25 protein-coding genes and 1 tRNA gene are annotated in these 26228 nt (G+C 38.2%); 16 read left to right on the forward strand and 10 right to left on the reverse strand.

Annotation, left to right across the window (positions count from 1 at the left end; genetic code table 11):
- Window positions 1–38: 38 nt before the first annotated feature.
- The 4 genes from HME9304_RS16225 to HME9304_RS16240 form a co-directional block, all read right to left on the reverse strand.
- Window positions 39–2018 (reverse strand): protein-disulfide reductase DsbD family protein, encoded by a 1980-nt coding sequence (locus HME9304_RS16225; RefSeq protein WP_112379573.1) that lies wholly within the window; start codon window positions 2016–2018, stop codon window positions 39–41.
- Window positions 2015–3322, reverse strand: coding sequence for a tRNA lysidine(34) synthetase TilS (gene tilS, locus HME9304_RS16230; protein WP_112379574.1), 1308 nt, complete (start codon window positions 3320–3322; stop codon window positions 2015–2017). Before tilS ends, HME9304_RS16225 begins: the two co-directional genes overlap by 4 nt.
- A 335-nt stretch (window positions 3323–3657) precedes the next feature.
- Window positions 3658–4953 carry an anthranilate synthase component I family protein gene (locus HME9304_RS16235; protein WP_112379575.1) on the reverse strand — a complete coding sequence of 432 codons (1296 nt, stop codon included), beginning with the start codon at window positions 4951–4953 and terminating at the stop codon, window positions 3658–3660.
- Window positions 4954–4960: 7 nt separating this feature from the next.
- Entirely contained in the window at window positions 4961–5494 is a 534-nt protein-coding gene (locus HME9304_RS16240) for an NADPH-dependent FMN reductase (RefSeq protein ID WP_112379576.1), read from the reverse strand.
- A 128-nt stretch (window positions 5495–5622) separates the two neighbouring features.
- On the opposite strand from HME9304_RS16240, the gene HME9304_RS16245 reads away from it, so the two are divergent.
- Window positions 5623–6819, forward strand: coding sequence for a heparan-alpha-glucosaminide N-acetyltransferase domain-containing protein (locus HME9304_RS16245; RefSeq protein WP_112379577.1), 1197 nt, complete (start codon window positions 5623–5625; stop codon window positions 6817–6819).
- A gap of 405 nt (window positions 6820–7224) precedes the next feature.
- On the opposite strand, the gene lpdA is transcribed toward HME9304_RS16245, so the two are convergent.
- The 3 genes from lpdA to HME9304_RS16260 form a co-directional block, all read right to left on the reverse strand.
- A complete protein-coding gene (lpdA, locus tag HME9304_RS16250; RefSeq protein ID WP_112379578.1) occupies window positions 7225–8631 on the reverse strand; it encodes a dihydrolipoyl dehydrogenase in 1407 nt (468 codons plus the stop codon).
- 75 nt (window positions 8632–8706) lie between these two features.
- Window positions 8707–9096 (reverse strand): hypothetical protein, encoded by a 390-nt coding sequence (locus tag HME9304_RS16255; RefSeq protein ID WP_123877558.1) that lies wholly within the window; start codon window positions 9094–9096, stop codon window positions 8707–8709.
- A 261-nt stretch (window positions 9097–9357) separates the two neighbouring features.
- Window positions 9358–9831 carry an Lrp/AsnC family transcriptional regulator gene (locus HME9304_RS16260; RefSeq protein WP_112379877.1) on the reverse strand — a complete coding sequence of 158 codons (474 nt, stop codon included), beginning with the start codon at window positions 9829–9831 and terminating at the stop codon, window positions 9358–9360.
- 150 nt (window positions 9832–9981) lie between these two features.
- Between HME9304_RS16260 and HME9304_RS16265 the strand changes: the two genes are divergently transcribed.
- The 8 genes from HME9304_RS16265 to ribB all read left to right on the forward strand — a co-directional run bounded on the left by HME9304_RS16265 (window position 9982) and on the right by ribB (window position 19637).
- Window positions 9982–11217 (forward strand): aminotransferase class I/II-fold pyridoxal phosphate-dependent enzyme, encoded by a 1236-nt coding sequence (locus HME9304_RS16265; RefSeq protein WP_112379580.1) that lies wholly within the window; start codon window positions 9982–9984, stop codon window positions 11215–11217.
- Between the two features lie 248 nt (window positions 11218–11465).
- Window positions 11466–12980 carry a Na+/H+ antiporter NhaC gene (gene nhaC, locus HME9304_RS16270; RefSeq protein ID WP_112379581.1) on the forward strand — a complete coding sequence of 505 codons (1515 nt, stop codon included), beginning with the start codon at window positions 11466–11468 and terminating at the stop codon, window positions 12978–12980.
- 59 nt (window positions 12981–13039) lie between these two features.
- On the forward strand, window positions 13040–13546 hold the full coding sequence (tpx, locus tag HME9304_RS16275) for a thiol peroxidase (protein WP_112379582.1): 507 nt from the start codon (window positions 13040–13042) through the stop codon (window positions 13544–13546).
- On the forward strand, window positions 13539–13904 hold the full coding sequence (locus HME9304_RS16280) for a diacylglycerol kinase family protein (RefSeq protein WP_112379583.1): 366 nt from the start codon (window positions 13539–13541) through the stop codon (window positions 13902–13904). The genes tpx and HME9304_RS16280 overlap by 8 nt, the downstream gene beginning before the upstream one ends.
- Window positions 13905–13967: 63 nt before the next feature.
- The gene (locus HME9304_RS16285; protein WP_112379584.1) at window positions 13968–16340 is read left to right on the forward strand and encodes a DNA translocase FtsK; all 2373 of its coding nucleotides are present in this window, start codon (window positions 13968–13970) and stop codon (window positions 16338–16340) included.
- Between the two features lie 4 nt (window positions 16341–16344).
- Entirely contained in the window at window positions 16345–16992 is a 648-nt protein-coding gene (gene lolA1 / locus HME9304_RS16290; protein WP_112379878.1) for an outer membrane lipoprotein periplasmic chaperone LolA1, read from the forward strand.
- A gap of 9 nt (window positions 16993–17001) precedes the next feature.
- A complete protein-coding gene (locus HME9304_RS16295) occupies window positions 17002–18498 on the forward strand; it encodes an LptF/LptG family permease (protein WP_112379585.1) in 1497 nt (498 codons plus the stop codon).
- The gene (gene ribB / locus HME9304_RS16300; protein WP_112379586.1) at window positions 18498–19637 is read left to right on the forward strand and encodes a 3,4-dihydroxy-2-butanone-4-phosphate synthase; all 1140 of its coding nucleotides are present in this window, start codon (window positions 18498–18500) and stop codon (window positions 19635–19637) included. The genes HME9304_RS16295 and ribB overlap by 1 nt, the downstream gene beginning before the upstream one ends.
- Here the strand turns inward: ribB and HME9304_RS16305 are convergent.
- On the reverse strand, window positions 19634–20827 hold the full coding sequence (locus HME9304_RS16305; protein WP_112379587.1) for a DegT/DnrJ/EryC1/StrS family aminotransferase: 1194 nt from the start codon (window positions 20825–20827) through the stop codon (window positions 19634–19636). The genes ribB and HME9304_RS16305 overlap by 4 nt on opposite strands.
- Before the next feature lie 51 nt (window positions 20828–20878).
- Entirely contained in the window at window positions 20879–21634 is a 756-nt protein-coding gene (locus HME9304_RS16310) for a sulfite exporter TauE/SafE family protein (protein ID WP_112379588.1), read from the reverse strand.
- 173 nt (window positions 21635–21807) lie between these two features.
- Here HME9304_RS16310 and HME9304_RS16315 point away from each other — a divergent pair, with 173 nt between their 5' ends.
- The 3 genes from HME9304_RS16315 to HME9304_RS16330 all read left to right on the forward strand — a co-directional run bounded on the left by HME9304_RS16315 (window position 21808) and on the right by HME9304_RS16330 (window position 23858).
- Window positions 21808–22323 carry an outer membrane beta-barrel protein gene (locus HME9304_RS16315; RefSeq protein ID WP_206170479.1) on the forward strand — a complete coding sequence of 172 codons (516 nt, stop codon included), beginning with the start codon at window positions 21808–21810 and terminating at the stop codon, window positions 22321–22323.
- A 186-nt stretch (window positions 22324–22509) separates the two neighbouring features.
- Window positions 22510–22594, forward strand: a tRNA-Ser gene (locus HME9304_RS16320).
- Window positions 22595–22997: 403 nt separating this feature from the next.
- The gene (locus HME9304_RS16330; RefSeq protein WP_123877561.1) at window positions 22998–23858 is read left to right on the forward strand and encodes a CPBP family intramembrane glutamic endopeptidase; all 861 of its coding nucleotides are present in this window, start codon (window positions 22998–23000) and stop codon (window positions 23856–23858) included.
- Window positions 23859–23889: 31 nt separating this feature from the next.
- On the opposite strand, the gene HME9304_RS16335 is transcribed toward HME9304_RS16330, so the two are convergent.
- Window positions 23890–24114 carry a hypothetical protein gene (locus HME9304_RS16335; RefSeq protein WP_112379591.1) on the reverse strand — a complete coding sequence of 75 codons (225 nt, stop codon included), beginning with the start codon at window positions 24112–24114 and terminating at the stop codon, window positions 23890–23892.
- Window positions 24115–24251: 137 nt separating this feature from the next.
- Here HME9304_RS16335 and HME9304_RS16340 point away from each other — a divergent pair, with 137 nt between their 5' ends.
- The 4 genes from HME9304_RS16340 to HME9304_RS16355 are packed head-to-tail and all read left to right on the forward strand — an operon-like array spanning window position 24252 to window position 26225.
- On the forward strand, window positions 24252–24416 hold the full coding sequence (locus tag HME9304_RS16340; RefSeq protein ID WP_112379592.1) for a Lacal_2735 family protein: 165 nt from the start codon (window positions 24252–24254) through the stop codon (window positions 24414–24416).
- A 15-nt stretch (window positions 24417–24431) separates the two neighbouring features.
- Window positions 24432–24854, forward strand: a complete 423-nt coding sequence (locus tag HME9304_RS16345) for a DUF2452 domain-containing protein (RefSeq protein WP_112379594.1) — start codon at window positions 24432–24434, stop codon at window positions 24852–24854.
- Window positions 24841–25128 carry a TIGR03643 family protein gene (locus HME9304_RS16350; RefSeq protein ID WP_112379595.1) on the forward strand — a complete coding sequence of 96 codons (288 nt, stop codon included), beginning with the start codon at window positions 24841–24843 and terminating at the stop codon, window positions 25126–25128. The genes HME9304_RS16345 and HME9304_RS16350 overlap by 14 nt, the downstream gene beginning before the upstream one ends.
- A complete protein-coding gene (locus tag HME9304_RS16355; protein ID WP_112379596.1) occupies window positions 25128–26225 on the forward strand; it encodes an FAD-binding domain-containing protein in 1098 nt (365 codons plus the stop codon). Before HME9304_RS16350 ends, HME9304_RS16355 begins: the two co-directional genes overlap by 1 nt.
- The last annotated feature ends 3 nt before the right edge of the window (window positions 26226–26228 follow it).

Consider the following 26228-nt stretch of genomic DNA (forward strand, 5'->3'; position numbering starts at 1 on the left):
TTTAGAAAAAAGGCGAAAAAAGTACGATGAAATGGCTCTTATTTATTCATGGAAAGATGATATTTTTCCAGACCGGATTTAAGCCATCTTTCATACTCCTCAGCATCAACATATTGTACAGCATCATTTAAGATTTCAAGATTTGGGGATAGTAATACATAATATGGTTGGGAAGCTGCGTTAAAATTTATAGTTTGGAAAGTGCCCCACTTTTGTCCTATGGTTTCAATTTCCTTTATTCTTCCCGAATCATATTCAAAATCGAATTTTTCTTTATCCGGAAGCTCTTTTCTATCGTCAACATATAAGGAAATTAAAACGTATTCCTCTTTCAATATGGGATAAATACTGGAATCGCTCCAAACATTTTCTTCCATTTTCCTACAATTTACACAGGCCCAACCCGTAAAATCGAGCAGTATTGGTTTATTGACTTTTTGGGCGTAGGCCAAGCCTTCCTCAAAATCCTTGTAGCAATCCAGTTCCAAGGGACAATCGCTTTCGGTTTCTTTTATGCTATAGAAATCCGGTGGGGGAAAACCACTGAGCAATTTTAGGTTTGTCACATTTAATAGCCCTAATATGAGATATACTGAAAAGATAAGACTCAGAAAACCTACGAACTTTCTTGCCGGTGAGAGCTTTTGCTTTGGTCCATCGTGCGGAAACCTGAATATGCCAAAGAGGTAAAGTGTCATTAAAATGAACAATACTATCCAAACCCCCAAGAAAATCTCCCTTTTAAAAACTCCCCAGTTTCCGACCAAGTCTGCATTTGAAAGAAACTTAAAGGCCAGTGCCAGTTCCAAAAAGCCCAAGACCACTTTTACCGTTGTCATCCATCCGCCGGATTTTGGCAAAGAATTCAACCACGCAGGAAAAAGTGCGAAAAGCGCAAACGGCAAGGCCAATGCGAGGCCAAAACCTACCATACCTGCAGAAAGGTTTACGGCCACACTGCCTTCGGCCAAGGTGGTGCTTCCCAAGAGTCCACCCAAAATGGGCCCGGTGCACGAAAAAGAAACAATGGCCAATGTCAACGCCATAAAAAATATACCCAGCCCTCCTCCTACTTTGGACGATGCCGCATCCATTTTGTTGGCCCATGAACTCGGTAAGGTCAGCTCGTAATAACCAAAGAACGAAAAAGCAAAAAAGACAAAAATGACAAAGAAGAGAACGTTGAGCCAAATATTTGTGGCTATGGTATTCAAAATCTGTGAATCCACCGAATCAAACAAGTGAAAAGGAAGACTAAGCAAAAAATAAATTAGTACTATAAAGAACCCATATAGTAAGGCGTTTGCAATGCCCTTTGATTTCTGCTTGGTCTGCTTGGTGAAAAAAGAAACCGTTAACGGAATCATGGGAAAAACACATGGTGTGAGCAACGCAATAAGTCCGCCCAAAAAGCCTAGGCCAAAAATCATCCACAGATTTGATTTGTTCTGTACATTTTCCAGCCCATCTTGGTTGAGCAATTCTTTGTTTTTCAAATCTAGTTTTAAAGAAGACCCCAGCGCGGCACTACGGTCATCCAGTTTCTGTTCTGAAGCTTGAAAAGTAGTACCATCCAAGGAAATTTGAAACAATTCGTCTTTTGGAATACAGACCTCTTTACATATTTGATAAAACAGATTGACCGAAATCTGATTTAAATCGGGCTTCAACAATTTTATGCGCTGCGTAAAGACAGCATCTTTCTTAAAAAAGGTTTCGTCCACTTCAAAAACATCACTGTACTCGGTTATCGTCTCACTCTCCGTAGTTTTTCCAATCAGTTCATAATCCTCCCCTGCTCCTTCAAAAGTGAATTCGCTTGGTAGGGAACCTCCTTCGGCGGTGTATTGGGAATACACATGCCAACCCTCCAATATTTTCCCCTTGAACAGTAACTCGTATTCGGTATCGGATATTTTTTTGACCTCGTGCGACCAGACAGCTGGATTACTCTCTGACTGAGGGGTCATGGATATCGTGAAAATGAAAAAAAACAAAAATGATACTAGATGCCTCATGTTAGCAGTGTAATTTTTAAGATGCTCCTGGTCGATGCATCTACTTTAAAACGTTCATCCATTCGCTTTCCAACAACCCAGATAATCGTATCGCCCGAACACAATAACCATTGTTTGGATTTGGAATACATATCCATTTTTTCATCTTTAAAGAACTTGGAAACCTTTTTCGTCCCTTTCATTCCAAATGGATAAAAGTAGTCGCCTTTTTCCCAATTCCTTAATACTAACGGATAGTTTAACTTTTCCTTATCCAAAAAAACTACATTTTTTGATGCTTTTCCCAAAGTATCGACCGCTTCAAATATCAATTGGACCGGAACTTCCAACCTTGAATCTTTATCAGAAATAAAAAAAAAACTATTTGCAGCATCTTTTCGTTCACTAAGTATCAAATGCGTTCTGTCCTTTAGCAAACTATGTGTCTTTGAACGCACCTCTTTTCCACTGGTTCCTGATAGCAATGCGCTCACATTATCCCATTCGGTAAATCCAAATTCGTGAAAAAGCTGATACAAGTAGGCATCGATGGGTTGTAGTTTCAGTAATTCGATTATATCAATTTTATAGTGATCATCGTCCTTATAAAACAATGCTTTTTTCATCTCGCCAATATGATTTTTCAATATTGCATTGGTTTGATCAAGATGATTTTGCGTCTTTTGAAAATTCTCGGAAAATGTTGGGTGAAGTTCTTTTAATTTTGGTACAATTTCCAATCGGATTTTATTACGTAGATATTTACTTTCTTTATTGCTACTATCCTCTCGCCATTTGATATTTTCGTTTTTAGCATAATTTAAAATATCGTTCCTAGAAAAATCCAATAACGGTCTGACTACCCTTCCGTTCTTTGCGGGAATACCTAGTAGGCCATCAATTCCCGTACCTCTCGAAAGGTTTATTATGAAGGTTTCCAAACTATCATCGGCATGGTGTGCAGTAAGGACGTAATCAAATCCTTCGGTTTCCATTACTTCATTAAACCATTTATAGCGCAACTCCCGAGCTGCCATTTGAACCGAAACTTTATGGTTTTTAGCGTATTGTCCTGTATCAAAGGATTTTACCAAAAAAGGAGTTTTAAGTTGGTCTGAAAGATTTTGTACAAAGACCTCATCTTCATCGCTTTCTTTTTCCCTAAGATTAAAATTGCAATGGACCAGAGTAACATCCAATTCATCGCCGACCGCCAAATACGCCAATGCAACGCTATCAATCCCACCACTACAGGCCAACAACAGCCGTTTCTCCCTTAAAAAGGAAAAATTTGTATTGATGTGTTCAGTGAATTGTTTAAGCATTGTACAAAATTACCACTAAACCTTGAATTTATAGAGACCGGTTAAAGGTATTGGGTTTTGGGTAAAAGGGTAAAAGGTGAAGGGTAAAGGGTAAAGGGTGTTAGGCGAAAGATATATGGTGTTGTTCATTGTTTGCTTCGGCTACGCTCAGCATAAGGGTTGTCGCTTGTCAAAAATTAGACATCGGTCATCGGTCATCAGTCATCTCTCATCGTTCATCAGTCATCTGTCATCTGTCATCTGTCATCGGTCATCGGTCATCGGTCAACCAATCAAAAAATCTTAAAACATGAACCTGTGTACCTAATTATAATAATCTACAAAATCAGACAAAATCAACCCCCCTCCAATACGCTCCGCATTGCTTTTGCCTTGAGCAAACATTCTTGATATTCTTTTTCAGGGTCGGATTTGGCCGTGATGGCACTTCCTACGGAAAAGGAAACATATTTTGCTTTTTCATTATAAAGAATACTTCGGATAACTACATTAAAATCAAAATCTCCGTTAGGTTCAAAATAACCGACCGCTCCACTATATAGTCCTCGTTTTGTCTCTTCCAACGCTTCAATGATTTTCATGGCGGAAACTTTGGGGGCGCCTGTCATACTACCCATGGGGAAAGTCTCTTGAATCAGTTCGAAAGGGTTTTTGCCTTTTGGAATTTTTGAAACAACCGTAGAAACCATCTGGTGGACCTGTTCAAAAGTATATACCTTACAGAGCTCCTTAACTTCCACACTTCCTTTTAAAGCACTTTTGGATAGGTCGTTCCGAACCAAATCGGTAATCATAATGTTCTCCGCTCGTTCTTTTTCGTCATGCTCAAGTTGATTTTTGAACAATTCATCTTCTACCTGATTTTTTCCTCTGGGAGCTGTTCCTTTTATAGGTTGGGAAATAAGCGTTTGGTGTATTTTTCTCAAATAACGCTCGGGTGAAGCACATAATGCATATTTGTCATTGTGTCTTAAAAAAGCTGCAAAAGGAGGCTTCGAAATAGCATTGAGTTTTCTATAAGTCCCTAAGGGGTCAATCTCCGTATTTTCCGAATAAAACTCTTGACAAAAATTTGCTTCATAGATATCGCCACGATGAATATGTCCCAATAATCTATTCAATTTATCAAAATACGCATCTTTATGAATACGCATTTTAATATGTACAGGTTGATTCAACTCAATTTTCGACCTTTCACTGTCCGTTATTGATTTTATTTTGATATAGTCTTGTTCAATTTCTTCTCCATAGGCCTCCAAATACGAAAAACCGATTTCTCCATCTTTAATATGTATAATTTTTGACGGTTGAAAGAAATAAATCTTAGGAAAGTCCAAGCCATCAAAATTATTTGATGACAAATTTTCTATATCATTTTTTAAATCGTAGGATAAGTAGCCAAATAGCCAATCTTTGGTTTTACCGATACGTTTGCGTGCTTCATCGACCGTTTTTATTACTTGATCATTTGGTACTTGGGAAACCGCCAAAATTGAATCAAATGAGCCGTAGCTATCCGTATGTCCGTTACTGTCCAACCAGACGATCTGTGAATACTTCTTTGACCATTCGAGCAGAGCATCCTTTATTTCTAAAGACTGGGCAATTGAAAATGAGCGATGCTTTCGCAATTGGTTTTTACTTTAAGTTTTGAAGAAATGTATCCAAGGCCTTTTGGTGACCGTCTTTTAAATGCTTATCCACAATCCCATCCTCGGTAAAATTTTCTTTGAACGATGGTAGGGAAAATGTTGCAACAATATCGGCACCAAATATGGGCAACATATTTTTAACAACTTTCAGTGAATTGGCAGCACCACCTTTCCCACCCGAAGTGGACATCAAAAAAATAGTTTTATCCTGTAAAAATTTACGCTCCAATCTGGATAACCAATCTATAACATTTTTAAAGTAACCAGATGGATTTCCATTATATTCATTTACAGAAATCACAAGAGCATCGGCACGTTGGATATCGTTCTTGAATTCGACCAAGGAATTTGAAAAGCCTTTTCGCTTTTCATCATCTTCGCTATACATGGGGAACGGGTATCTGGTCATGTCATAAAGCTGAATTTTATGCGTTTTAATCAAAGAGGTAGTGTATTTTACCAGTTTGTGATTAATAGAAGTTGAAGAATTACTGCCTGCGAAAGCCAAAATTGTAGCCATATGGAAAATATATTATATGTTTCGCTAAAATACCTCAAATGACCAATACGTGCGAGTATTTTGACTAATTTTGCAGCGCAAAACATCCAAACTACCTGTTTAGCAAGTATATAGGGTAATTGTTTTAAATGAAAACCAAAACCAACAGATTATTTTTTATAGACGCCATGCGCGCATGGGCCATTTTGATGATGCTCCAAGGGCATTTTATCGATGGGCTTCTAGACCCTGTTTTTAGGGATAGGGATAATATACTTTTTAGCGTTTGGCTTTATTTTAGGGGCATTACCGCTCCTGTTTTCTTTACCGTCTCTGGTTTTATTTTTACTTATCTGTTGATTAAGGCTCCTAAAAAGGGTTTTGAAAACCCGAGAATAAAAAAGGGTATCCGACGTGGGTTACAATTATTGCTGATCGGATACTTGTTGCGAATGAACCTTTTTGGAATATTGATAGGGGAAATTTACGATTCTTTTTATTTGGTCGATGTGTTGCATTGTATAGGACTTTCCATTTTGGCACTGATAGGAACCTACCTCTTTTCCATTAAAAGGAAAAAATACGTTTTTCCAAGTATACTTTTAGGAACTACCCTAGTTTTGTTCCTGTTTGAACCAATATATGATGAGTGGTCATTTTCTTTTTTACCAGCTGCCATTGGAAATTATTTTACTAAGTCAAATGGTTCCGTATTCACAATAATCCCTTGGCTTGGTTACGCCACGCTTGGCGGATTTGTTTCTACCCTATTTTATAAGTTTAAAAACTACAAGTATTTGTATGAAGTTGCCATTGGCACGGCATTGGTCTTAGGTTCCTTGCTGATTTTTACTTCTTCCGATGTTTTCCTGTATATACATAGATTGACACGTATTCAGTTGTTCGCGGATATCTTTTTCAACAATTACCTGTTCATTCGATTGGGCGATGTTTTTATTGTCTTTGCGGTCTTTATGTTGCTCCGTAGATTCATGACCCATACAACGGTTTTGAAGATAGGTTCCAGTACGCTTTCCATTTACGTGATTCATTTTATCATTTTGTACGGAAGCTTTACGGGATTGGGACTGTATCGGTTTTTTAACCATACTTTAATCCCTTCGATTGTTATTCCAGGGGCTTTGGCATTTATGTTCACATGCACCTATTTGGCTTTGAGATACCATAAGCATGAAGCTGAAATTAAGGCGAATATTGCTACTGGCAAAGATTATGCAAAAAAACAAAGCATTGGCCTTTACAAAGTAAGTAAACCAATGCTTAGAGAAATTTCCGTTAGGGTAAAACTCTTTTTGAGCAAGGTTTTTGGTATTGCCAAATCCTAAACCCGATTCCAGTCCCGTCAAATTTAATTAACGTGGGTTCGACATAAGAATCATATTATCATACTTGTTTTCAATCCTTTATAAAAGTATGTCAGGTCGGGCCTTTCGACTGCGCTCAAGATAAACCAAGGTCGAGACCAGCTTGAAAGATTAAATCATGGGGACTTCTCGACTGCGCTCGAGGTGACGGCCAACATATATAATGGCTATTTCGTTGTTATTTTATATCGAACTCACGTTAATTAGGAAGCTTACCTCATATATTCTGTTCGGGTTGATCGACACGAATTACACGAATTGGCACAAATCCTCCCAAAAAATTTTGTTTGGAATTTGATGCTTAGAATCTTAATTTCTCGTCAATCTACTCATCGGTAGACAGCCTTTCTACCAAGGGCACTTGTTTTAGATATGTATCGCCCTGTCTTCCGTAGCGGCCAATGCAGCCTCTTTTACCGCTTCGGCATACGTTGGGTGTGCGTGGCTCATGCGGGCCATATCTTCTGCAGATGCCCTAAATTCCATCGCGGTTACTCCTTCGGTTATTAGGTCGGCACAACGAGCTCCTATCATGTGGACTCCCAATACTTCATCAGTAGTTTTATCTGCCAAAATTTTTACGAACCCATCAATATCCATACTGGCTCTTGCACGTCCTAAAGCACGCATTGGGAACTGTCCTACTTTGTATTCGATACCCGCATCTTTTAATTCTTCTTCTGTTTTCCCTACTGCTGCAACCTCGGGCCAAGTGTATACTACTCCTGGAATCAAATTGTAATCTATATGTGGTTTTTGCCCTGCAATCAATTCAGCTACCATAGTGCCTTCCTCTTCGGCCTTGTGTGCCAACATGGCACCACGTACCACATCCCCAATGGCATATATATTGGAAATGTTCGTCTGTAAATGCTCGTTAACCGCTACTCTGCCCCTATCATCCAATTTTACTCCAGCGGCTTCTGCGTTCAATCCATCGGTAAAAGGGCTTCGCCCAACGGAAACCAAACAATAGTCTCCCGTGAACGTGACTTCTTCTCCTTTTTTGTTGTCTGCTTTTATGATAATCTCATCACCTTTTCGCTCGACCGACTTCACCTTGTGGGAAAGATTGAACTTTACCTTCTGTTTTTTCATGGCCTTCATCAACTCCTTGGAAAGCGCTCCATCCATACCAGGAATAATACGATCCATGTATTCCACAACACTGACTTCAGCACCGAGACGTTTGTATACCTGACCAAGTTCCAGACCAATGACCCCACCACCAATGATAATCATGTGTTTTGGGATTTCTTTTAGTTTTAAAGCTTCGGTAGATGTTATGATTCGCTCTTTATCTATTTCGATAAAAGGTAAGGTAGATGGCTTGGAACCCGTGGCTATAATGATATGTTTAGCTTCAATGGTTTCCTTTTCGCCACCGGTCTTGTCAATATTTATATGTGTGGAATCCTTGAAACTGCCCAAACCTTCATATACATCTATTTTATTCTTGTCCATCAAAAATTGAATGCCCTTGGTCGTTTGGTCAACTACACCTTGTTTTCTTGCAATCATTTGCTCCAGATTCACTTTGACTTCGCCGGGAATATCGATTCCGTGTTCTTCAAAATGTTTTACAGCATCCTCGTAATGATGGGAAGAATCCAAAAGTGCTTTAGAAGGAATACAGCCAACATTAAGACATGTTCCACCAAGGGTACTGTACTTTTCTATTATGGCGGTTTTCATTCCCAATTGTGCACAGCGAATCGCTGCTACATAGCCTCCAGGCCCAGAGCCAATTACGGCCACATCATATTGATTCATAGGTTCTATTTGTAAACTGATTTATGATAAAAACGAACACAAAAATACGAATGTTTTTCTTTAAAGTATCCTATTTCAAAAGGGAGCCAATGGAAACTTGACAGCTCCGTAGCGACCTAACCATAAGCCACCAATAAGCGAAAGATGCAATCCGGTCTCGAACCACAGAGGCCCGTGCCATTGACCACAAATTGCCGCAAAGCACAACTTACCAACCAGAAACAAGGATATGAAAATATGTGGAACGAAATTATCCTTTACTACGATCAAAGTGGCGATGAAACCCGCTATTATGGCAGATGTAAAGAGTGTAGCGCTACCAAGGGTCAAATCGGCAGTTGAAGAAGTACAAAAACTAAGATTATCGAATATAATACTTTCGGTAATCGTTGTGTAGAGTACCAATGACGATCCTCCGATAAGGGTAGCCAACATCGTGAGAAAAATACGTGTGCGCGGATTCATTTGTAAAAGGATGTTTTTTGATTGTTTTCTTGATTAGCCAAAAATTAGACATATCATTCCAATACAAATTCCTTTTTAACAGCGATTTACGTTAAACTTTGCTAAATACGATAAATATATTAAGTTTAATCAAGCGGTGAATGAAACTCTACCTATTGAAAACACAAGTCGGCGGTTGCAGTAAGCAGTAATACAAACCGTCAACCGTCAACTGTCAACTAAAACGCAAAGAAGTTTTAGGGCTTAAAAAGAAGACGAATCTTAATCATCGCCGAAGCCAACAAAAACTGAAGGACTGTTCTTTACTTCCTTTATGGAAAAGGAACTTTGTGTACTTCCTATATTGCTAATGGCTGTTAACTTAGCTACCATAAATTCGCGATACTCTTTCATATTTTTCACGTTTATCTTCAATATGTAGTCATAGTCACCGCTAATATGAAAGCATTCCGAAACTTCATCCAATTTCAAGATTTCCCGTTCAAACCTGAGTACGTTTTCCTTTGTGTGCTGTACCAGTCTTACATGGCACAATACCGTAAAATCCCGTTGTACTGCTTCTTTATCGATCAATGCTACATACTTGGTAATAATCCCTTGCCGTTCAAGCCGACGTATACGTTCATAAACTGCTGTTTTTGATAGTTCTAGACTATCCGCATATTCCTTTGTGGTCTTTTTACAGTTATCCTGAAGGAGTTTTATCAGTTTTTTATCCTTTTCATCCAAATCCATATCGGTATATTTTCTATTCAACCCTCTTTATTGTGATAAAAATAGAATTAAAATCTAAAATATTCTTTATAATAGAATTAAAATCAATATAATAAATATATAATTGACTTTGATTCTAGTCTTCTATACTTTTACTAAAATTTAGAACCAATGGACTACAAGGCATCGGAACATATTCAGGATTTGCAGTATTTTGGAGAATTTGGTGGGGTAAACCCATCTATATCAGACTCATCGACCTATACATTCCTATCGGCAAAAACCATGTTCGATACTTTTGAAGGAAATACCGAAGGTTGTTATTTATATAGCCGGCATTCCTCCCCATCAAATTTATATTTAGGCGAGGCTATGGCCCAATTGGAGGGAACCGAAGCTGCTAATGTGTATGCGAGCGGCATGGGAGCCATCAGCGCCGTAATTATGCAACTTTGTAACGCAAACGAGCATATCGTTTGTAGCCGAACAATTTATGGGGGCACCTTTGCATTCTTGAAAAACTTTTTGAAGAAATTCAATATTTCCACTTCTTTTATTGATATCACCGATCTTGAAATTGTAGAACAAGCGATTACAACGGAAACGAAAATGATTTACTGCGAAGCGGTCAGCAACCCTTTGCTTGAAGTTGCCAATATTAGAGCGCTTTCAAATCTGGCCAAGAAATATGGAATTCCTTTAGTAGTTGATAATACGTTTTCGCCTTTGAATATCAATGCCGCTAAACTTGGCGCCGATGTTGTTGTTCACAGTCTTACCAAATTCATTAATGGAAGTAGTGATTGTGTGGCGGGAGCCGTTTGCGCTTCTTCAGAGTTTTGCCTTAGCTTAAAAGATGTAAACAATGGTGCCGGGATGCTGTTGGGAAGCACCTTGGACAGCCTTAGAGCAGCCTCTATCCTTAAAAATATGCGAACCTTGCATGTTCGTATAAAAAAGCACAGTGAAAATGCACAGTATTTGGCAAATGCCTTTGAAAGAGATGGTCTTAAAGTCGTATACCCGGGCCTAAAAAGTCATCAAGGTCACGAAACCATGAAAACACAGATGAATTCAGAATATGGTTTTGGAGGTTTAATGACTTTGGACGTAGGTTCATTGGACAAGGCCAATACACTTATGGAATTGATGCAAAAAGAGAAACTGGGGTATTTGGCGGTAAGCTTAGGTTTTTACAAAACGTTGTTCAGTGCTCCAGGAACCTCCACATCTTCTGAAATACCATTAGAGGAACAGGAAAAGCTCGGACTGTCCCAAGGACTAATTCGATTTTCCATAGGTCTGGACAACAATATTCATGAAACCTACCTGTCCATGCGCTCCTGTATGGAACAATTAGGAATCCTTGGCAAGACCGTGCGACCAATATTGACAAAAGTACCATAATCTCAATTTGACATTTTTAAAATTGTAAGCAGTTGATCGTTGGCAGTTGGTATTAAATGTATAATCAATCTGCCGACTACAACTAAAAACTTCTCGTTCCAAGAAAAGTAAAAGTAATCCCGTCAAAACTCATAGTTTTCAACTTTAATCGAGACGGAATGCACATAGTATAACATTCCCAGAAGTATCGGTTTGCAGAACAAGGTTCAAAATCGTAATATTACCTCTTACCAAACAAACTCCAATTGATGTCAGCAGAAAAGAAAAAAGCCAAATTTAGAGAAGACGAGCAAATCATTGAAAATAAAGAACTGAATATTTGGGAGGCTTTAATTCCCGTTTTTGCGCTTGTTGGAATGTTGGCCTATAATGTTTATGTTTTTGGGGACGATGCATTAAGTGGTTCCAATCAGTTCATTCTTCTATTGGGCGGAGCCGTTGCCGCAATCGTTGGTTTTTTTAATAAGGTATCCTATAAACGTATGATAGCCGAAGTGGCGGAGAATGTCAAATCCACTACTGGGGCATTGCTCATCCTTTTAATGGTCGGTGCGCTGTCCGGTACCTGGTTGGTAAGTGGCATTATTCCCGCCATGATCTATTACGGTTTACAAATCCTGAATCCTACAATTTTCTTGGCAGCTTGTGTAATCATCTGTGCCATTATTTCCATTGCTACCGGGAGCAGTTGGACAACCGCAGCTACAGTAGGCATAGCATTGATTGGTATTGGGGAAGCTTTGGGCATATCCTTGGGCATGACTGCGGGCGCAGTACTTTCCGGGGCATACTTTGGGGATAAAATGTCTCCATTGAGCGATACTACCAACTTGGCCCCTGCAATGGCCGGGGGCGACCTGTTTTCACACATTCGGTATATGACCTGGACTACTATTCCTACCATATCCATAACGCTTGTAGTCTTTATTATTCTAGGTTTTACCATAGATACCTCTGGTGTTACCGATACGGATGCCATTCTACAAAATATAGGTGCCAGCTTTAATATCAATGGTTGGCTTTTTATTGTTCCGCTGGCGGTTATATTTTTGATAGTAAAAAAAGCGCCACCCTTGCTTGCGCTATTAATCGGGACCTTGTTGGGCGGTCTGTTCGCTTTAATTTTTCAACCAGAAATCGTTACCGAGCTTGGTGGCGGTACAAGTTTAAATTTTGAATCCAGTTATAAGGGTATTTTAAACGCCATAACCGTGGATACAGCTATCGCTACAGAAGACCCCGCATTGAACGATTTGTTCTCGTCAGGTGGCATGGCGGGAATGCTGGGCACCATCTGGCTCATTGTTTGTGCTATGGTCTTTGGCGGTATCATGGACGGTATAGGAGCTTTGGAACGAATTACAAAATCATTGTTGAGCATGGCCAAAACCACATTTGGTCTTTTTGCAAGTACTGTAGGCAGCTGTCTGGCTTTAAATATTACGGCATCCGACCAATATCTAGCCTTGGTGGTTCCAGGCAAAATGTTTTCAAAAGCATATCGAGAAAAAGGATTGGCACCGGAAAACCTGAGTAGAACATTGGAAGATTCGGGAACCGTGACTTCGGTTTTGGTACCTTGGAATACTTGCGGCGCTTATCATAGTGGTGTTTTGGGCGTAAGTGTTGGTGAGTATTTCCTATATGCAATTTTCAACTGGTTAAGTCCATTTATGACGCTGCTTTTCGCGGCATTAAAAATTAAATTAAAACAACTTGCAACTCCCACTTCTACACAAGAAAAATCTATGCAAAAATTTTAAAACTATCCCTATCTTCAATATTAATATTTTTAACTTCACACCAAAATAAATTTTAAAACATGGCATCAATAACTTTAGGTGGGGAACCAGCAACCACTGTTGGCGAACTACCCTCTAAAAATGAAATGGCACCAAATTTCACACTGACCAAATCAGACCTTTCGCCAGTCTCACTTTCAGATTATATAGGTCACAAAATAATCATGAATATTTTTCCCAGCGTAGATACGGGTACATGCGCAAAATCAGTGCGGCAGTTTAATGAAGAGGCGACAGAATTGGAAAACACGAAGGTTTTGTGTATATCCAAAGATCTACCTTTCGCACAAGCCCGTTTTTGTGGTGCCGAAGGAATCGAAAATGTAGATATGCTCTCAGATTACAAAACAGGCAACTTTGGTAGGGATTACGGTCTTTCGTTCGCTGACAGTGCCTTTGTCACCCTGCATTCCAGATGTATCATAGTATTGGATGGGAACGGAAAAATAATCCATACGGAACAAGTAGCTGAAACTGCGGACGAACCTAATTACAAAGCCGCTTTGGAAGCGCTCATGGATGCCTAAAGAATCTTTCTTAAAAAATAGGATACGGAGTGTTGGATTCGCACTTAAAGGTATGTTTCTGCTGTTACGGACCGAAGCAAGTATTAAAATCCAATTTGTAATAGCACTATTTATTACAGGCATAGGTTTCTATTTTGAGATTTCTAGAATGGAATGGATCATGCAGTTATTGGCAATTGGAATGGTCATGGGCATTGAAGGCATGAATACCGCAGTAGAGAAAATAGCTGACTATATTCAACCAAAATATGACTTAAAAATAGGCTTGATAAAAGATATTTCCGCCGGGGCCGTTATGATAGTATCCATCATCGCAACTATCGTAGGGCTCATTATTTATGTGCCAAAATTGATTTGAGGAAGAGCTGTTTCCGTAGTAAGCAACGTAAATTTGTAAATTAGCCCCGTTATTAACTGATTAATGGCAAAAAAAAGGACAAAATCCAAGCCTACGACCAATAAGAAAAGACTTTCGCTAAAACTATCCAAGCAAAACAAAATTATACTTGGTAGTTTACTGATTGTACTTAGTATAGCGCTATTCTTCTCTTTTATTTCCTATTTTTTTACTTGGCAAGAAGACCAGAGTATGCTCTCAGAATTTAAAAACAGAAATGCCGAGGCCAGTAACCTACTCAATAAGTTTGGTGCCAGTGTAAGCCATTTTTTCATGTACAAAGGTTTTGGCCTGGCATCATTTGCCTTTCCCCTATTGTTGGCCGTTACCGGATTATACTTTTTTCTTGGGTTGAACAACAAAGGTCTTATTGGGAAATGGATATGGGGTTTGACCGGGACAATATGGGTTTCAGTAGCCTTGGGCTTTTTTGCTATTGATCAGCCTCTTTTAGGTGGCCTTATAGGCTATGAAATGAATGATTTCCTTCAAGATTACATGGGGAAAATAGGTGTTTTCTTAACATTGCTATTTGTGCTAATGGTCATTTTGGTACGCCTTTTCAATTTTACGCCTGAAGGAATTGGCAATTTTTTTCGCTCCCAAAAGGAAAGTATTGCTTCTGACTTTAAGAAAGAAAGGTCAAAAAAGAAGATGGTCGTCTCTGGAGACGAAAGCAGTATTGAATTTAGCATGGAAACGGATACGCCCATAAAAGTTGATACGTATACCCACAAAAAAGATATCCCACCTCTACAACAAGAAGCTGGACTTGATGTAAATCTGCCCCAAGAAGAAGAATTGGATATCGATTTAAAAGTTGAAACGGTAACTGAAGAGAAAGAGGAAAAAGATATCAAAGCTGAAAAGCTCGTAAAGGATTTTGGAGAATTTGACCCAAAATTGGAACTTGGCAATTATAAATTCCCTCCATTGGACCTTTTAGACCAGCATGGCGCCACTGGTGGTATTACTATAAATCAAGAAGAGCTTGAAGAGAACAAAAATAAAATTGTAAGCACTCTCAAAAATTACAAAATAGGTATTGCGCAAATTAAAGCTACTATAGGACCTACGGTAACGCTATATGAGATTGTACCGGAAGCGGGTGTACGAATATCAAAAATTAAAAATCTAGAGGATGATATTGCACTTTCTTTAGCGGCTTTGGGAATTCGAATCATAGCTCCCATCCCTGGCAAAGGAACCATAGGTATTGAAGTGCCCAACAAAAATGCCACTATTGTGTCCATGCGATCTGTAATTGCTTCCAATAAGTTTCAAAAAGCAGAGATGGAGCTTCCCATAGCTTTTGGAAAAACCATAAGTAATGAAACGTTTGTAGTGGATTTGGCCAAAATGCCCCATATGTTGATGGCGGGAGCAACAGGACAAGGTAAATCCGTTGGTCTCAATGCGGTAATTACATCTTTACTTTATAAAAAGCATCCTGCCGAGGTCAAATTTATTCTGGTAGATCCAAAGAAAGTAGAACTAACGCTCTACAATAAAATTGAGCGCCACTTTTTGGCAAAGCTTCCAGATTCAGATGAAGCCATCATTACAGATAATACTAAGGTGATAAACACACTGAACTCGCTCTGTATTGAAATGGACAACAGATATGAATTGTTGAAAACAGCAATGGTTCGTAACATCAAAGAGTACAATGTTAAGTTCAAGGCAAGAAAACTAAATCCAAACGATGGACATAAATTCCTGCCCTATATTGTTTTGGTTATTGATGAGTTTGCAGATTTAATTATGACGGCAGGCAAGGAAGTGGAAACCCCCATTGCCAGATTGGCACAATTGGCAAGGGCAATTGGTATTCATTTGATAATCGCTACGCAAAGGCCGTCCGTCAATGTAATTACTGGTATCATCAAAGCAAATTTCCCTGCACGTATCGCATTTAGGGTAACCTCAAAGATTGATTCAAGGACTATTTTAGATGCTCAAGGTGCAGATCAACTAATAGGTCGTGGGGATATGTTATATACACAAGGCAACGATGTTACACGTTTGCAATGTGCATTTGTGGATACACCCGAAGTAGGTAAAATAACGGAGTATATTGGGTCGCAACGTGCTTACCCAGATGCCCACCTGCTCCCTGAGTATGTGGGAGAAGAATCTGGCACGGGGATTGATTATGACATAGCGGACAGGGATGCCATGTTCCGAGATGCTGCGGAAGTCATTGTAACCGCGCAACAAGGTTCCGCTTCCCTTATCCAAAGAAAATTGAAACTAGGATATAATAGAGCCGGTAGAATCATAGATCAATTGGAGGCAGCAGGAATTGTTGGCCCTTTTGAAGGCAGCAAGGCGAGACAAGTATTGGTGCCGGATATTTTAGCTCTAGAACAACTTTTACAAAATGAAACAAAATAAAATCATGCTTAAAAAACAACTTCTTTTTATCGCTTTAATATTTCTTGGCATTTCTTTAAATGGCCAAAATTCGTCCAAAGCAAAAACACTATTGGATGAAGTTTATAACAAGGTTATTGGTTATGAAAACATTTATATCGATTTCAAGTCGACCTTAGAGAATACAGAGGCCAATATCAAACAAGATACCAAGGGCAATGTAACCTTGAGCGGAGACAAATACGTTCTGGATTACTTAGGTGCGAAACAGATTAGTGACGGAAAGAAGGTCTACACAGTGGTTCCTGATAATGAGGAAGTGACCATTGAAGATGTTTCACAAGAGGCCAATGCGGTCACACCTTCAAAAATGTTGACTTTTTATAGGACAGGACACAACTACGAGTGGGATACGTTACAAAATATTGAGGGTAGAAAAATTCAATACATAAAACTCACCCCAATTGATTCCAATACAGAAATCAAATCAATTCTCTTGGGAATCGATACACAAACAAAACATATTCATAAACTTATTCAAACAGGAGATAACGGTACCAAAACCTCAATTACTGTTAATTCTTTCAAAACCAATCAAGCGCTTTCAAATACGCTATTTAAATTTGATACGAAAAAGTACGAGGACAAAGGGTATTACATTATAAGAAATTAAGGTGCTACGTTGAAAATCTTAGACCAATATATACTTTCTAGATTTCTATATAATTTTTTTAGCTCCTTCTTCATTCTAATCGTCATATTCATATTTCAGGGAATATGGCTTTTTATTGATGATTTGGCCGGCAAAGGTCTTGGCATTGTAATTATTGGTAAATTCCTCTTTTACTTTATACCGACCTTGGTTGACAAGGTATTGCCACTCACTGTACTCTTATCCTCAATTTTAACATTCGGGACTTTTGCCGAGAATTATGAATTTGCTGCAATGAAAGCCTCTGGCATATCCCTGCAGCGAGGTATGCGAAGTTTGATTATCTATGTGGTCTTCTTGGGTGTTGTCACTTTTTTCTTTGCAAATAATGTAATACCTAAATCTGAACAGAAAATTTTCAACCTCAGGAGAAATATTGCAAAAGTAAAACCTGCTGCAGCAATTACAGAAGGTGTTTTCAGCGATTTTGAAGGTACTGGAGAAGGAATGAACATAAAGGTCGATAAAAAATATGGGGAACAAGATCGTTTCTTGGACAATGTCATTATACACAAAAAAACCAAACAGAGTGTCAATAATACGGTAATCAAAGCGAAGTCCGGGGAGCTTATAAGCAGTGAGGCTTCAGACATCATACAATTGGTATTGAAAGATGGTAACTATTATGAAGAATTAAAATCGAAAAACAATAAGGAAAAGAGAAAGCATCCATTTGCAAAATCCAAATTTGAGACGTACACCATCAATATTGATATTTCTGAACTCAATAATCAAGATTTTGAAGAGGACGGCAATATCACTACGGATAAAATGAAAAATGTGGGAAGGCTTATCAAGGATATTGATTCCCTTAGACAAAACAATCTGGAAAAAGTTGAAGCATTTTCAAAGAATATTGTTACCCGTATGGGTGCATTTCCAAATCTACGTAGGCAAGACAGCACTAAACTACTGCAACGAATACAAAGAGAAGTAAAAGATACCGTAACAAACAAAAATGTTGTAAGAGACAGTATTAAAACTGTGGACGGGTTTTTGGATAGCCTTCAAGTGTGGCAACGTTTGCAAGTCATAAACAACGCAAAAACATCGGTATCGGCAATACTAACTTCGGTTATAGCCAAAAAAGAAGAACTACAAAAGAGATTTAAATTTTACAACAGCCATATTCTTTCTTTGCACAAAAAATATGCACTAGCCTTTTCTTGCATCATCCTCTTCTTTGTAGGCGCGCCATTAGGGGCCATTATTAGAAAGGGAGGTTTGGGATTACCCATGGTTGTAGCTATTCTTTTATTTTTGACCTATTATTTTATAGGGGTGTTTGCTAGCAATTATGCAAAAGAGGGAAATATACATCCAGCCTTTGGTGCTTGGCTATCCACATTAATTATGCTTCCATTGGGAATTATTCTAACCAAAAGGGCAACAGCAGACAAAGGTCTAATAGGTTTTGGACATATTATAGACGGCATAAAAAATCTCTTTAAAAAGAAACAAGAATAATGGTTACCAAACAGAAAATTCAACTGAACGCTATTGAAGATGCCATTGAAGATATTAGACAGGGCAAGGTTATAATTGTTGTGGATGATGAAAACCGTGAGAACGAAGGAGATTTTCTGGCTGCGGCAGAGCTGATAACACCAGAGACCATCAATTTTATGGCCAAACATGGGCGTGGCCTTATATGTACTCCATTAACTGAAGGGAGGTGTGAAGAGTTGGGATTGCATAAAATGGTAGTACACAATTCTGATCCTTTGGAAACTGCTTTCACAGTATCTGTAGATTTACGTGGAAATGGGGTAACGACCGGAATTTCTGCTGCTGATCGCGCAAAAACGGTTATGGCACTTACAGAAATGGAGACCAAACCTCATGAACTGGCAAGACCTGGACATATATTTCCATTGATTGCCAAAGAGGGTGGTGTATTGAGAAGAACAGGGCATACGGAAGCTGCCATTGATTTTGCAAGACTTGCGGGATTGAAACCTGCGGGTGTTATCGTTGAAATCATGAACGAAGATGGTAGTATGGCACGATTGCCGGAACTCTTGAAAGTTGCTGAAAAATTTAATCTAAAAATTGTTTCCATTGAGGATTTGATTGCTTATCGCATGGAACATGATAGCCTTATTGAACGCAAAGAGGCTTTTGATATTAAGACCCGTTTTGGGGATTTTAGATTACGAGCATATAAGCAAACTACTAACAATCAAGTTCATATTGCGTTAGTAAGAGGTACATGGAAAGCAGGTGACCCCATATTGACCCGTATAAACTCTACTTTGGTCAATAATGATATGCTGGGCACTTTGACAAACAATCCAGACGAAACCTTACAAAAAATGTTCGATGCACTCAATGCAGAAGAACGTAGTGCCATGATTTTTATAAATCAGGAAAATCAACATATGAACCTTCTTGGGCGTTTGGCAGAACTTAAGGGGCTACAATCTGAAGATGGTATTATCAAAGCACCAAAAATTGAAATGGATGCCAAGGATTTTGGTATTGGCGCACAAATTCTTCATGATTTGGACATCTCTAAAATCCGATTGCTTACAAATTCAGGAAAAACCCGTCGTGTGGGTATGGTAGGCTACGGTTTGGAAATTGTGGAGTACGTGAATTATTAAAGATTCTTTTTAATAGTTTCCGTCAATTTTATTGCTCTTTTCCGAACTTCTTCTTCGGTCCAACTTAACTTCACCAAACAAGAAATCGTTCGTCCTATCCAATGGTCAGATTTGGAGAAGTCTGTGACACTGTTACGATTAAAACCTTTCTTTACTTCACTAGGTAATTTTCCAAGAGATTTTTGTTCCAACAAATGCTCCCATTTCCTGTAATAATGCCAATTGTTATCATACCAATAAAAACAAGCATCCACACCATTTTTACCTAAAACTTTGTGCACTTTTCGCGTAATCTCTTCCGTGGGAAGAAAAAAATTGAGAAATGAATAATTTTCCACTCCACCATCGGGCACCTTTCTAAAAATGACTTCGGGCAACTTTGAAAGTGCTTCTCTAAGTATCGTATAATTTCGTTTCTGCAATGCCAAAAATTCATCCAATCTTGATACTTGTGCCAGGCCAACAGCAGCATTAAGTTCAGAAATTCTAAAATTATATCCTAAAAATGGGTGTTCTTCCGCTCCCCTATCACTTCCCAAATGGTCATGTCCGTGATCGGAATACTTGTGTGCATTCTCGTAGAAAGTTTCATTATTGGTAATTAGAGCCCCTCCTTCACCACATGTTATAGTTTTTACGTAATCAAAGGAAAAACAGCCCAAATCTCCAATACTGCCCAATGGTTTACCGTGATAACTACCCCCTATCGCCTGACAGGCATCTTCCAGTAACAATAAATTGTATTTTTTACATATTGATTTCAATGCTCCTAAATCTGCCATGGAGCCACACATATGCACGGGCATAACAACTTTAGTATTTTCTGTAATTGCATTTTCAACAGCCTCTGGATTTAAGGTAAGCGTATCGTCTACATCTACCAAAATAGGTACGGCCCCAATAGCTAAAATTGATTCAAAACTTGCCGCAAAAGTAAACGTGGGCATAATGACCTCATCCCCTGCCCCTACTCCTGCACTGGCCAAAGCTACGGTTAGGGCAGCAGTGCCACTACTGCACAAATGTGCGTATGTTGTCTGCATTCTATGTGAAAGGGCAGTTTCCAATTCCTTGGCTTTCCAGTGTCCGTTGCGCATTCCATCAAAACCGTAACGCATCAAAACTCCGGAATCAAGCACATCTTGTACCTGTTTCCTTTCACTATCTCCAAAAAGTTCAAATCCCGGCATTTCTATTCTATTTTTTCTGATTACAATTTATACTATTGAATGACTTTTAACTTATGTGAAGAACCATAGCTTGATTGCCATAATAACTACCATAACAATTAAAAAGGTTTTTATAAACCCATCCCCTTTTTTTACCGAGAATCGGCTTGCTATCCAAGCTCCTGTTCCATTCCCGATTGCTAAAATAAACCCAAGTTTCCAATTTACCTTATCATTATAAGCGAATACGGCCAAAGCGGCCAACATATAAATAAATACCACTACAACCTTTGTGGCGTTTGCCCTTACAAGGTTCATCTTATTGACAAAATGCATAAAAAGAATCATTAGAAAGCCCAATCCAGCATTGATGAATCCACCATAAATACCAAAAAAGAAAAAAATGATTATACTGAGCCATAGGTGTTTGCCAGTAAGACGCTCCTGCATTTCCATTAATTTCATTTTAGGCTTAAAGATGATAATCAAAACTACTGCCATCATCACAATAGCCAAAATTCTATTAAACGTTTCACCTTTTATATCAATCGCTATTTCCGCACCGATAATCGCACCTAAAAATGCAGATATACCCAAATATATATTAAAAGGGTATGTTGAAATCCCTTTACTTTTAAATCCTGCTGTAGCCATTGCTGTCTGGATTACTATAGCAACCCTATTGGTGCCATTGGCAACACTTGGTGGAAGTCCTAAAAAAATTAAGGTAGGCAACGAAAGCAATGATCCCCCTCCCGCTACGGTATTAATAAAACCAACTGCAAAACCAACTACAATCAAAAGCGCATAATGATACCATTGGTCCATGGCCGCAAAAATAACCGCTAATATTTAAAAAACTGTTTCACTACAGCAGAAATTCCAATCTTAATCTTCATATTAAAATTCTTTCAAAATTAAATTATGTCAAATAATTGATAGGATTTTACGTTATAAACTGATTATTTAATAATTTTAATTGACTTTAAAACAATTTTATCATGAAAAAAAACGTATTATTTTCTTTTGCAATGCTTTTAGGGTTTGCGCTTGTCCATGCCCAAGGAGATTTTAAAGCAGGAATTGGAGCTGGTCTCCCAATTGGAGATGCTGGTGATTTAGCCACATTTGCAATTGCAGTAGATTTAGGCTACCTCTTTGAGGTAAGCGATGATTTTCAAGTAGGTCCGACTGTTGGTTATTCCCATTCTTTTGGAGAAGAAACTGATATTGTGGTTGACGGTGAAGAGATTGGAAATGTAGAGGTAGACGATGTTCAGTTCATTCCAATTGGCGGTGCAGCAAGGTTCAATCTAAGCGAGACTTTTTCTCTAGGTGCCGATTTAGGTTATGCGATTGGAGTTAACGATGGTAATGATGGTGGATTCTATTATTCGCCAAGAGCTGCCTATTCAGTAAGTGAAGCATTGGATATTGTCTTTGCATATAGGGGCGTATCCTTGGATGGTGGATCTTGGGACATTCTATCCTTAGGCTTAGAATTTGATATAAACTAATAAACCTTTGGTTATAAAAGTAAATCCAGTGCTCTGTAATAATAGCACTGGATTTTTTTTTTATTTATATAAATACGAAAAGCTTTTTCTGAAAACCAAAAGGTTATTATATTTGCACCCGCCTACGGGAAATCTCAAATTCCCTTCAGCGGGCAAACCTGTAAAAAGGCAAACGCAAAAGACACTGGAGAAATGGCAGAGTGGTCGAATGCGGCAGTCTTGAAAACTGTTGAGGGTCACACCTCCGGGGGTTCGAATCCCTCTTTCTCCGCTTAGCGCAAAGCCCAATTTTCTAACGAAAATTGGGCTTTTGTTTTTAGAAATGTCAAAAGCCAAAGCTTTTGTAAGCGGATAAGAAGAGAAAGCCCGGATATCGCCTGAGCGATATCGAGCTTTATTGTCAGGTGCGTGTGATTATGGGATATGCAATCGCTCTTTCTCCACTATTGAAACAAGCTGAAAATTTACTCTTAGTTTCTGAAAACTACATTTCCATAGATATACTAAACTTTCCTTTAGAACACCTAAAAGTAATTCCTTTTTTGCAGCTCATAATCAATGTTCAATATCAGAAAAACGATAAATATTTCATCAATTTATATTCCTTTAAAGCTAAAGGATGTATTTTACATTTGTAAAATGGTAATCCGCTATAAACCTATATAAAAAAGAAGGTGAAAATTTCAAATCTATTTTATAATGATTTTAAAAAATTGAGATTTATCTGGCGAGTTGTGATATTTATCTGTTTGCTGTCACTTGCCATTGCACCGCTCACCTTAATCAATAACACTATTTTACAATTCTTTGGTGCAGTAGTAATATTGATCATATGCTTATATCTTAACTCAAAATACCTTGATAAGAGAAACTTTTCAGATTATGGTTTGGTATTCAAAAGAGAAACTTTGACCTATTGCGCTATTGGAGTTTTAATAGGTAGTTTTTCCGTTATATTTATTTTTCTTATTGGAATAAATACTGGTATTTTATCAGCATCCAACATGTTAACGGCTCCAAGTTCTATATCATTACTTTCATTTGCTCTAAAAATGTTTCTGGTCGCTATTTTGGAAGAGACATTTTTTAGGGGATACCTGTTTACAAGTACTAATGATGCTATTAAATCAAAAAAAGTATCAGCAAAAAAAGCGGTTTTAACAGCACTTGTCCTATCCTCCGTTCTTTTTGGACTTGCGCATTTTAATACTAGTAATGTATCTATTTTTTCAATTGTGCTACTCTCAATAAATGGTATGGTCTGGTGTATTCCTTTTATAATGACCAAAAATTTAGGAATGTCCATTGGATTACATACTACTTGGAACTTTGTCCAAACCCAAATTGGGTTTACAATGAGCGGCAATAAAGCGGTCCGACCCCTTTATAACATAGAAAATCTTGGTCCCGATTGGTTAACTGGTGGGGCCTATGGTCCAGAAGCCGGGCTCTTGGGGCTTATTGGCTTTTTAACAATGTTGCTGCTGTCGCTGGCTTACTTGAAGCTAGTTCGCAAAAAATCAAGTATACAATAACAGGAAACATTATATAGTATTGATTTATGTGTTATTCGTTTCTAGAAATCGGTTTATCCTCATAAAAATCCTTAAAGGTCTTATCCGTAGTATAGTCATCGGTCAACACTTTATAGACAGTTATTACCAACATTGTTTGACCAAATACCGTTAAATAAAATACCCAGTTAAAGGCCATGTTCATGGATGCAAATATCGTAACGGTAACCAAAATCAAGGTCGTCAATGCCAACCAGTTCATTGCGGAAAATTTCATCTTCTATTTTTTACTGCAATTTAATGATAAATATTAGAATGTTTAACTTAAATCTAAAATTGTTAAACATTTTGTATCTTTATTTGTAGCTTCGTAAAAGCAATATAACGGTACTAATTTTCAAAATCCCAAAAGAAATGTTCGGATTGTTCAAAAAGAAAACGGAAAAAGAAAAACTACAGGAGGAATACGCAAAACTCATGCGAGAGGCACATGCACTTTCAACATCCAATAGAAAGTTGAGCGACCAAAAGACCTATGAAGCAGAAGAAGTCATGAAAAAGATAGACCTTTTAAACTAAAGCGAAAAGATTAGGATGTCAGCAGATAAAAAGCCCGACAATGTAGTTTTCAATACTGAAAATGAAAAATACGACGCCGCTTTAAAGCCTTACGCCACAAATATAGGTGCACCGAGTATCAAAGCGACCGATAGCATTGCCTGGAAAAATAGAAGCATAAACAAGTTGAACCATAAGGTTCAGACCAAATTCTTGGAGCTAAAGACGGAGTATGAGAAAATGCTCCAGGAATTTGAATACAATAAACTCATTTTTGAAGCTAAATTTAGTTTTGAACCTATAGTTGGTGAAATCTATCATCTTTACCAACGGGAGAATGGCGAATCCTTTTTATCCCTAATCGCTCCCGAGCAATGTAATTTTGATGCGCTGGGCAGTTTCTACCTAAATGCAGACCAGATATGGCAAAAAGTAACCTCTAACGATGACGAAAACTAGAAATTTTAGCGAAAGGGAATTGGACCGAATCATAGAAATGGCATGGGAAGACCGTACCCCTTTTGAAGCTATACTATTTCAATTCGGTTTACTGGAGAAAGAAGTCATTAAATTGATGCGGAGCAACCTTAAGGAAAGTAGTTTTAAACGTTGGCGGAGACGCGTGAACAGTGGGGTAAGCCAAAAACATCTAAAGAAACGCAATCCCGAAATCAACCGTTTTAAATGCTCCCGACAAAAAGCAATTTCAGGAAATAAAATCAGTAAACGATAATGCTACCTTTTCCCGTTTCCTTTGATGAGATTCTTAACCGTGTCGATTTGGTGGATCCTGTTGCTTATGGCTCCTCTAGAAATTATATAGATGGAGCGGTAAGTTATTTATCGCCCTATATTTCAAGAGGCGTCATCTCAACAAAATTTGTGATGTCCAAAATATTGGAACGTGGACATCATACATACAAAGTGGAAAAGTTTATCCAAGAACTGGCTTGGCGCGATTATTGGCAACAGGTTTGGATAGCCAAAGGGAATGAAATCAATACCGATTTAAAACACCAACAAACACCGATAGCAAATTGGTCAATACCTAAATCCATAGTAGAAGCGACTACTGGAATAATAGCGATAGATAATTCCATTCAACAGCTTTATGAAACAGGCTATATGCACAATCATTTGCGGATGTATGTTGCTTCCATTGCTTGCAATGTGGCCCAAAGTCACTGGAAAGCTCCCGCGCAATGGCTCTATTATCATTTATTGGATGGAGATTGGGCCAGCAACGCCTTGAGCTGGCAATGGGTAGCGGGTGCCAATAGCAACAAAAAGTATTATGCCAATCAGGAGAATATCAATACATATTGCCGAACTAATCAAAAGAATACGTTTTTGGATGTTTCCTATGAAACTTTCAATACTAGCATGGAAATTCCGGGTAGGTTAAAAGAAACGGAATCCCTAAATCTGAAAACCGAGCTACCTGAAATGGAACCCCTTTCAATCGATGAAAATCTTCCTGCCTACATTTATAATTTTTACAATCTTGATTCCGAGTGGAAAAAGGATACTTCTGCAAATAGGGTTCTGTTGTTGGAACCTTCTCATTTTAAAAACTATCCCGTGTCTAAAAAATCAATTGATTTTGTATTGGCGACTTCAAAAAATATTAAGAACATACAGATTTATGTAGGTGAATTTAAAGAACTGGTCGCATCACATAATCTGAAAGACATCCATTTTAAGGAACATCCATTGAATGCACATTACAAAGGCACCGAAGAACCCAGAGATTGGATGTTTAAGGTAGAAGGATATTTCCCTTCCTTTTTTGGATTCTGGAAAAAATGTAAAAAACAACTTAAATATTAAAAT

This window comes from Flagellimonas maritima (assembly GCF_003269425.1).
In the GTDB taxonomy this organism is placed as follows: Bacteria; Bacteroidota; Bacteroidia; order Flavobacteriales; family Flavobacteriaceae; genus Flagellimonas; species Flagellimonas maritima.